The following is a 9,623-nucleotide window of genomic DNA, read 5'->3' on the forward strand; positions in this document are numbered from 1 at the left end:
TTTAGTCCTATCTAATATAAAAAAACAGTTAAAAAAATCATGATAATAATTTCAACACTTCATTTATTCTATTCTTGATATTTAAGTGAGTAGTTTTCACGTCTTTATCTAGCGAACGTTCAAAAACCTTGATTAATTCATCTTCTTTATACGGATTAAAAATCAAGCTTGGAATACAAACATCATGCATATATTTTAAATCAGCCCCTATTACTTTACATCCATGTTCTATTGCTTCTACAATTCCCAAACCGAAGCTTTCCGCCAAAGATGGGTATATTAAATATTCATGGGTTTGATAAGATTTATAAAGATTTTCTCTCTTGACAAAGCCTATATTATTAATAGGATAGCCTTTGTCTTGCTTTTCTTTTATAAGATCACAAAGATCACTAAAGTTATCAGGAATGGTCAGGGTCAACTTACCTTCCTTCTTTTTGTCATAAAATCGACAAAAAGCATTTATTAACAATTGGTGGTTCTTATGAGGAGATCCACCACTAACATACAAATACGCGTTCTGTATTCGCTCATAGCTATTACCATCTTTAGGAATTGAAGGATAGAAAGGCATTAAATCCACATTATTTATATTTATTTCATATTTATCAGATAGTTCAATTTTTAAAGAGGGAAGCTGTACAAACCATTTGTTTGAATTTCCAGATAGAGATTTCAAGAAAAGCTGGCGAAACAACAAACTGAAGAAGCGTTTTAAAGAAGTATTTTCTTTAATATATATATTAAATGGATTTTTCAAATAAAGAAGTTGATGAAAATAGGTTATAACCTGACATTTTTGCTTTGTTAATGGTGGTATATTCCCAAAACAAAATATTTTAGAAAATAGACCTCGATGTTTTCTATAAAACCAATATCGATTCCATAATGAGGCTTTCAGAAACAATTTTCTCGTTTTAGGGATTTGTTGAAACTCTTTTTTACACCGTTCATCAAAAAGATAAAAAACTTCTCTGTTCGATTGTTCTAATCGTTCAACCAAATAATCCAAAAGAACTTTTCCTCCTCCATTATTGATATATAAGCTATCAAGTAACAACATCTTTAGTCAAAAAATAATTGATAAAACCATAAATAAAAAGAATATAGATAAAAATAGAAGACCCCAATCCTATAAAATAATCTTCTCCAATGTTCATCAATGCAAAAGTTAAGAGGAACGCTCCCAAGAGAAGGGGAACACTTCTTCTTTTTATTAAAACACTTATAATTGAGCCAAAATAAAACAGCAAAGACACAACAGTAAAAAAAACGCCCATATTAAGAAGAAATCGGATATAACAATTGTGCATATTACCAGTATCTGCAATACTATAATTTGCATCTAGGCCATTTCCCCACCAAAGATTTGTGTTTATGGCATGAGAAGCTCTTTGCCATATAGCTGTTCGACCTGAGTCTTGTACAGCATTAGCAATATTAAACAATCGATCAAATATAAAAGAGAGATCAACAAAATACGATACAACGAAGAGCAGTAAAAACACAAAAGAGATTGCATACATTAACTTTGTGACATTTTGATAAGAATTAAACAATAAGATAAGAATTAAACCTACCATAGCATTACGTGATCCTGTAAAAATCATCGTTAGTATAAGAAAAGAAAATAGTAAACTATAAAATTTACTGTTTAACTGATTGAATTTTTGCGACAATAGAAGAACTACTATCCAAAAGACTGTAGAGATTCCATACATGTTTGGATTATTCATAAACCCATAGAATCTATAGCCAGACAATAAGAGATGTCCATTCATTATTAGAGATAATACTATGAAAAATAAAATGATATATGCAAAAGTTCTTAAAACATTAACACTTTTATGTAAAGCATATCCTATAAAAGGAGGAATTAACAAACTTAATAAAGACATCAGAAAAAAGCGTAAATAGTCTGTTCCATCAATTATGGCATATAAAAACTGAACAAAATAAAATACAGAAAGTAGAAAAACGGGCTTAGTAATAGTGAAGAGTCTATTCTTCTTAGTTATTTTATATAATGAAAACATAATCATAAAGAAAAAGAGTCCCCATCGTATAATATTGGCAATAGAGTGAATAAAACTTGGTAATATTCTTGCAGACAATAACTCTGCCCTATCCATATTATCAAAAGCCATAACAAACGGAGCTATTGCAAACAACAGTATAATACTGCCTGTATATATATTGAAACTACTGTTTCTTTTCATTAAGTAATTGCATTAAACTGGCAGATTGTATCTGAGGTGTAATTATTGTTGAAAGAGCTCGACTATTGTTACAGAATGTCAAAAGCGAATCAACGTCAAGATCCATAATTAGCATCAGTTTCTTTTTCAAGTCATTTATTGAGTTATCGCAAACACGAAAACCATTAAAATTATTAATTACAAAATGAGGTGAAGCACCACAAGTTTCAGTACAAAGAATAGGAAGTCCAGCTATAGCCGCTTCATGTATTACTAATGCCCAAGGTTCTTTTATAGAAGGAAGAACAAAACAGCCTGCATTTTGAAACTCTTCAATCAATTCATCTTGAGCCATATAATCTTTTACAATAAAATCCTCAATTGCCATTAGGTTCTGTTTCATTTCGCCTGCTCCTATAAGAGTAAAAGTCCAACCTTTTTTATCAGGTATTGAACTCCATGCTTTTATTAAATTCCTCAATCCCTTGATCTCAGTATAGCGTCCCACATACAAAAAGTTTTTAGGATATCCTTTTGTTTTTTTTGTAGTTATGTCAACTTTAGAAAAAGTTGACATATCACCACAAAGTGAATGAAATAGGATTTGGGCGTTAACGAATTTTAATTTACGAGCGTAATCGTACTGTCTCATTCCCGCTACCCAAATATGCGTAAATGCTTTTTTAAGATAAAAAGGACTAATAAACGCATTTATTCGTTGTTTCCAAGTACCATACCATGGAGTATCAGAACAAGCGACAATTGGGATAGAGGTTCTTTTTTTCATTTTCTTACAAACCCAATTATACTCTGGAATCATCCAACCTGCGGTCACAATGAGATCCGGATTTATTTTCTGAATTTCCTCTAAAAGAGTTTTTCTTGTATAATCATGTAGTAAATAAGTTTTGAAACTATTTGTCTCTTTCGGTATGTAGGTATATTTTTTACTTACAGAAAATGAAAAAATTTTTATTTTATAGAAATCTATAAGAGAATTTATAGATAATATTTGATGAGGGACATAACTCCCCACTAAAAAAACGGCATTCATATCAAACTATTTTTCTTTAAAGAATTTATGATTTCTTTTTCTTCTTTACTCAAAACCCTATATACTCCTGTTTTTATAAGTTTTACAGGAGTTCCTGCAACAATAGAATATTCAGGGACATTTAGATCCTTATTAACTAAACTTCCAGATGCAACAATAGTATAATTTGGCGTTTTCGTTCCTTTCATTATGGAGGTTCGATTACCGATCCAATTATTCTCTCCTATAATTATAGGAGCATTTAATTCTCCAAAAGTCATATCACCCAAATTTCTAATATAGTGAAATGTAGTATCCAAAATTTGTACTTCCCACGCTATTCTTGTATTTTGTCTAATAAGAATGGATTTATATGCAATAATTTTCACTTTATTACTTATACTTACATTTTCTTCTATTTCAATATTTGCATTTCTTTCGACACGAATAAGAACACCATTACCAAAATGAATATTATGAGTTAATACTAAACAACCACTTATATTTAAAATTATTTTTTCTGAATTCCAATAAAGATTATCTTCACCCAAAAATCCAAAACGTATCATAGCAGGTTTTACTCTTCCTTTTAATATGACTTTTCCTGATAAATTATAGAAACGAACGTTTCTTGTAAGCAATATAGGCAGTTTTATTGCTTGAGAAAAAGGTAACATATAAAAATTAAACAACAGTGTTCTCCAAACACTAACTCTGTAAAATCTTCTTATCTGATTAATTTTATTCCACATATTTCTATAGTTTTTTTAATTCTCGAACAGGAACTCCTCCAACTAGTTTATATGATTCCACCGATTTATTAACAACGCTTCCTGCAGCAACTATACACATGTTGCCTATTGTTACACCTGGCAAAATAATAGACCTCGCACCTATCCATGTACCATCTTTTATTGTGATATTTTTATTGATTCCTTTTCCAGCCATTCTCTCTCCTGTTGTATTTATTTCATGAGTACCAGTACCAATATAAACCTGAGGGGCTATATCAACATTTTTCCCAATCGTAATGGCTGTTCCTCGACCTGCTATAATAGTACAATCTAGTCCGATCCATGTATTTTCTCCAACAATCAACATCCCATGACCTACAATTTTAACACTAGAACATATCCGTACATTTTTAGCAATTTTATACCCTAACATTCGATATAATATTCTTTTAAAAGAAAAAGCTCTTGTTTCTGGTAATATGCATACTAAAGTACGAACAAGAATACGCTTAATAGACTCGAACATTCCTCTTGTTTTTTTTATTATAAAACAACACTGTAATTATCAAAAAGACAATACTAAAGATTAAATGACTAATAACCATAGACTCAGCTCCATCAAAATTAAAATACAACATAAACACTATAAAAAGGACAATCGCTGAGACATCTCTTATAGTTCTGAATAACAACATTACCCAATTAAGACCTTTAGACATATATGCTTGTGCGTAAACATTGGAAATACTAGAAAAAACAGTAGAAAAAACAGAAAGAGAGATAAGCAATTCTAGCCCTTGGAAACTGTTTCCATAGCTTCTTGCAATAAAAACAGAAAAAAGAGAGACAATCAGAGCAGGAACTATTGTTGCAAAAAAATTAATTAAAATAGTCTGTTTTAAAATAGCTTCATGCCTTTTCTCATTATTCATATTTTTCGACAAATGTGACAATATTACATTTCTTAAAATGCCCGGTATAAAAAGAATAATAGCATTCCATTGCATAGCTGCAGAGTACATACCTAAATCTCCAAAAGAGGCAAAACGGACTAATAGCAAACTGGAAATCCAAGCAGTAGATGAATAGACAGCCTCTTGAAGCGCTATAGGGGTTGAGAAACGAATAATACTTTTATAAAGAGTTTTTTGTTCAATTGTATCTATATTTTCACTCACAGCAAACTGAGTTGTTGCTTTTCTTACATACATATAATTATATCCACAATTGATAATTTGAACAAAGATGAGAGCTAATAAAGCTCCATATAAATCATAGTAATAAGTAAGAATTACACTAAAGAAAAAGGTAAGTACACCTATGACAGAGTTAATTTGAGCTATTTTCTTAAACATTCCATACCCAGACAAGACTCCTATCTGAGTCGTTGTTATGGCATTAAAAACAATCAAAACAGCAAGTAAACGCAAAGACCTATCTAAATGACTTGTATTAAATAGATGTATAGCAATATAATTACTAAAAAGGAAAAGAGATATTGCCATCATCCCACTAAATATTAAAGTAATTTTATTAGAATAATGAATAAACAATGATAATTTGTGGGGAGCATTAAATTTAAAATCAGCTACAAATTTAGTTGCTGTATAACCTAAGCCAAATGTAGAAAAAGTTCCTATTGTAAGTATTGTATTTCTAACCATACCATACTCTCCATAAATATCCTTACCGAGGAAACGAGCAACTAAAATACCGGCTAATAAAGCCAAGCCTTTACCGATAACATTACCAATTAATGACCATGCTGAATCTTTGAATAGTTGATTATTTTTTAATTGACCAACTTTTACATAAATTTTATTTATCATTATACGTCTAAACGCTTAATATAGAAACAACACCCCTTTTTCAACAAAATTCAACTATCCTCTCACAAGCCTTTCCATCCCCATACGGATTATGCGCTTGCGACATCTTATTATAAACCTCCTGATCATTCAACAATTCCAACACTCCATTTACAATCGCATCATAATCTGTACCAACCAACTTAACCGTGCCTGCTTCTACAGCTTCGGGGCGTTCGGTTGTATTACGCATCACCAATACCGGCTTGCCTAATGACGGAGCTTCTTCCTGTACGCCTCCACTGTCTGTCAATATAATATGGGCATGTTGCATCAGGTAAATAAATGGGAGGTAATCTAATGGAGAGATCAGATAGACATTGCTTACTCCCGAAAGCAATTCGTAAACGGGCTTCTGCACATTCGGATTCAAATGTACCGGGTAAACGATATCCAGTTCGGGGTGCGCAGTCGCAATAGCTTTAATAGCTTTGCAGATGTTAAGGAAGCCGTCTCCAAAATTTTCACGACGGTGACCAGTTACTAAAATATAGTTTCTATCTGAAATCAGATAACCTTTATCGCTAATGGTTTGTGCTATCTCTGCCTGTAAGCCGTCTTTGGTACGGATAATATCGACGGCCATCAGCAAGGCATCAATCACCGTATTTCCGGTAATAAATATTTTGTTTTCATCGATATTCTCTTTGAGAAGGTTACCTTTTGACATCGGAGTCGGCGCAAAATAGTAATCGCAAATCCGATCAGTTACCTGACGATTCATTTCTTCCGGCCAGGGGGATTGCAGATTATATGTGCGCAACCCCGCCTCTACATGGGCTATCTTGATTTGTTGATAAAAGGCAGCCAAAGCGGCAGCAGTAGAAGTAGTAGTGTCCCCGTGAACAAACACAATCTCCGGCTTGAATTCTTTTAATACATCACGCAACCCCAGTAATACTTTTGATGTAATATCGTATAGGTCTTGATTCGGAGCCATGATATCCAGATCGTAGTCCGGTTTAATATCGAATACATCCAACACCTGATCCAACATCTGACGATGTTGTGCGGTTACGCAAACTTTGGTTTCAAACCGTTCAGGATATTTCTGAAATTCTTTCACCAACGGAGCCATCTTTATTGCTTCCGGACGGGTGCCAAATACCAGCAAAATCTTTTTCATATTTTTTCTTATTTTCTTACTCCACAAAAATCTAATTCAATCTTATTCTCTTCTTTCGCTATAGCAAGGAAGGGCTTATGACGTACTAACCAGGCAACTATATCTGCTTTTGTATAGGCTTCTTTATAGTCCATCAACGCAAAGGTCGTGTGTGTATGTACATTTGGTTCAACAACCAAAACTTCGGCATTGGACTCTGCCACCACGCGCGAAGTGATATACTTGGCAGGTGATTCACGCAAATCATCAATATCAGGTTTGAATGCTAATCCCATACAAGCAATAACGGGTTCACGGTCATATTTTTTTTCAAATTCAACCGCGGCCTCCAATACTTTATTCGCACACCAATCAGACTTGTAGTCATTGGTTTCACGCGCTCTTTTAATAATCTGCGCCTGTTCCGTATAATCGGAGACAATAAACCAGGGATCAACAGCAATGCAATGTCCGCCAACACCACAACCAGGTTGAAGAATATTGACACGCGGATGTTTGTTGGCTAATTCAATCAGCTCCCAGACATTAATATTTGCTTTCTCGGCAATCATAGAAAGTTCATTTGCAAAAGCAATCTGTACGTCACGGGAAGAGTTTTCCGTTAGTTTACACATTTCTGCCGTACGAGAATTTGTCGGGTGTAACTTACCTTTAACGAATTGCTGATAAAACACAGTCGCTTTTTCCGTTGATTCCGTATTGATACCTCCGATCACACGATCATTATGTTCTAATTCATAAATTACATTTCCGGGAAGAACGCGTTCAGGACAATAAGCTATATAGATTTTACCCTTAAGTTCAGGACGTTCCTTCCAGATCAGATCCGCCATTTTCTCTGTTGTATGTACAGGAGAAGTGGATTCAATAATATATAAGTCGTTTTCTTTCAGATAGGGAAGAACAGCTCTTGTAGCTGATTCTACGTAGGAAATATCCGGACGATGATTTTGACGGAAAGGGGTTGGAACAACAATCAGAAAAGCATCCGCTTCTTCGGGTTGTAACTTCGCTTTCAGGCTACCTTTCTCAACTACGTCTTTGACTACCTTGTCTAACTCAGGCTCTACAATATGAATTTTACCGGAATTGATCGTATTTACAACATCCGGATTTATATCTACTCCGATTACATCAATGCCTTTACTCGCTGCAACGGCTGCGGTCGGTAATCCGATGTAGCCTAATCCCATAAATACTGCTTTCATATTTTATAATCAATTCTATGTTTTATAAAGTTCTATTTTTATTTCCTACTGCCATTTTCAGGAAAGACTATACTCTTTTTGGAAAAAGACTATACTCTTTTCAGAAAAACACCATAGTCTATATTTTTTTGACTAAAAAATCAAAACCGTCACTTGGGATTTGAAATCCCCTATAAAAAATGTTTGACCGATGAATTATTATGAACAAAGGATGAAATCGGGATTACAAATCCCGCCCGACATTGGTTCCCCGACATTTCCCGACATTTTCCAGGCGTTGTTGCAAATTCCATTCGGCGTTGGCTGTCTGAGTGTAGTGAGGTCCAACTTGTGTTGTTTTTGTTACTTTTTTCTTGATAAAAAAGTAAGATATATTATTTTTGCGCCCTGAAATTCATATGCCAAAACTATATTCCCTCAAAATCTAACGATAAACCCTTCTCCTTTTGGCTACGTTTTTCCCGTACAAAATCCTCCGATTTTCTGATAGGGCAATGGAAGGGATTAATATTCCCCCTTCTATTTTAACTATGAAAAAGTTTATGTTACGGATTCAATCCGTAATGGGGACAAAGCGTCCTTCGTATGCTGTTTACAAGCAAGTAGAAAAAGATTTATCTGCCGAACAGCTCCAAAACCTTCAACGAGATCTTTTTCATTTGGCTTTCGCCTACTGGAAATCGTTACCAAACTATTATCGTAAGTTTTTAATCCGGGTGTATAAGCATGATCGCGAGTCGCTCTTGATCTATCTGTTGGAGGAAACTCCGCTGGGTGAATTGCGGCATTCGCTTTATAAACCGGAATTAGTTTTAAAATTGATGTATATGCTTGAGAAAAACAAAAAAGTTGGCCGAATTTCGTATTTAAGTGTCGCGTTCGGGTTGTTGCTTTCGTTTGATTATCCGTTTAAACTCAGGACGATGGCGGAGTATCTCCGGAGGCAACAGCCTTCTGCGGGTGAATTGTTGCAGATGGCCGGAAAAATTGAAATTACCGGTGATTTTGATTAGTTTCTAAGGGGGCTTTGCCCCTGTGACCCCACTTCATTTTTTGGCTTGATCCAAAAAACGGAAGCAAAAAAGATCAAGGCTGTCGCGCCTGAGCTAAAAAAGGCTGCGCTTTCGCTAAACAGATTGAAACTCGCTGCGCTCAAACAGCAATCTGTTTTTAACGCTTTCGCTTCGCATTTTTCTTTACGCTCATTCGCTGAGGCCGGTCTTTTTTTTTGCTCGCTTACGCATTCGCATTTTAATAATTTAAGCCAAATGCCCACAGAGGAATACTATTTTTATAACCGTACTCAATATCGTCTTTTACGATAAAAGCATTTGGGGTGTTTTTAATTTGTTCCTGTGTTTTGTTTTTACCACCCACTTCAAATGTATATCGGTCGATCTTAAAATCAGCGACGGCTGAAGAAACTACTGCATTATTTACCCGCATTTGATTCAAA

Annotated in this window: 9 protein-coding genes and 1 pseudogene; 1 reads left to right on the top strand and 9 read right to left on the bottom strand. The window is 34.3% G+C overall.

Translation table 11 applies throughout. From position 1 onward, the window contains the following. Positions 1 to 37 precede the first annotated feature (37 nt). From PHT93_RS10440 to wecC, 8 genes are read right to left on the bottom strand one after another with little or no spacing between them, the layout of a single operon-like run. Positions 38 to 1,063: a glycosyltransferase gene (locus PHT93_RS10440; RefSeq protein ID WP_300242595.1), complete on the bottom strand. Its 1,026-nt coding sequence runs from the start codon at positions 1,061 to 1,063 to the stop codon at positions 38 to 40. Then, a complete protein-coding gene (locus PHT93_RS10445; RefSeq protein WP_300242597.1) occupies positions 1,050 to 2,219 on the bottom strand; it encodes an O-antigen ligase family protein in 1,170 nt (389 codons plus the stop codon). The genes PHT93_RS10440 and PHT93_RS10445 overlap by 14 nt, the downstream gene beginning before the upstream one ends. Further along, positions 2,203 to 3,252 (bottom strand): glycosyltransferase, encoded by a 1,050-nt coding sequence (locus PHT93_RS10450; protein WP_300242599.1) that lies wholly within the window; start codon positions 3,250 to 3,252, stop codon positions 2,203 to 2,205. Before PHT93_RS10450 ends, PHT93_RS10445 begins: the two co-directional genes overlap by 17 nt. After that, positions 3,249 to 3,983, bottom strand: a complete 735-nt coding sequence (locus tag PHT93_RS10455; protein ID WP_300242601.1) for an acyltransferase — start codon at positions 3,981 to 3,983, stop codon at positions 3,249 to 3,251. The genes PHT93_RS10450 and PHT93_RS10455 overlap by 4 nt, the downstream gene beginning before the upstream one ends. Before the next feature lie 4 nt (positions 3,984 to 3,987). Next, positions 3,988 to 4,491 carry an acyltransferase gene (locus PHT93_RS10460; RefSeq protein ID WP_300242603.1) on the bottom strand — a complete coding sequence of 168 codons (504 nt, stop codon included), beginning with the start codon at positions 4,489 to 4,491 and terminating at the stop codon, positions 3,988 to 3,990. After that, positions 4,475 to 5,794 carry an oligosaccharide flippase family protein gene (locus PHT93_RS10465; protein ID WP_300242605.1) on the bottom strand — a complete coding sequence of 440 codons (1,320 nt, stop codon included), beginning with the start codon at positions 5,792 to 5,794 and terminating at the stop codon, positions 4,475 to 4,477. Before PHT93_RS10465 ends, PHT93_RS10460 begins: the two co-directional genes overlap by 17 nt. A 40-nt stretch (positions 5,795 to 5,834) precedes the next feature. Beyond that, positions 5,835 to 6,959, bottom strand: a complete 1,125-nt coding sequence (gene wecB / locus PHT93_RS10470; RefSeq protein ID WP_300242607.1) for a UDP-N-acetylglucosamine 2-epimerase (non-hydrolyzing) — start codon at positions 6,957 to 6,959, stop codon at positions 5,835 to 5,837. Positions 6,960 to 6,967: 8 nt separating this feature from the next. Further along, entirely contained in the window at positions 6,968 to 8,167 is a 1,200-nt protein-coding gene (gene wecC / locus PHT93_RS10475) for a UDP-N-acetyl-D-mannosamine dehydrogenase (RefSeq protein ID WP_300242609.1), read from the bottom strand. A 530-nt stretch (positions 8,168 to 8,697) separates the two neighbouring features. Here wecC and PHT93_RS10480 point away from each other — a divergent pair. After that, positions 8,698 to 9,180, top strand: coding sequence for a hypothetical protein (locus PHT93_RS10480; protein ID WP_300242611.1), 483 nt, complete (start codon positions 8,698 to 8,700; stop codon positions 9,178 to 9,180). A gap of 238 nt (positions 9,181 to 9,418) precedes the next feature. Here the strand turns inward: PHT93_RS10480 and PHT93_RS10485 are convergent. Then, positions 9,419 to 9,623 (bottom strand): annotated as a pseudogene (locus tag PHT93_RS10485) (ATP-binding protein); the annotation flags it as partial.

Source organism: Massilibacteroides sp., from assembly GCF_028705895.1.
In the GTDB taxonomy this organism is placed as follows: domain Bacteria; phylum Bacteroidota; class Bacteroidia; order Bacteroidales; family Tannerellaceae; genus Massilibacteroides.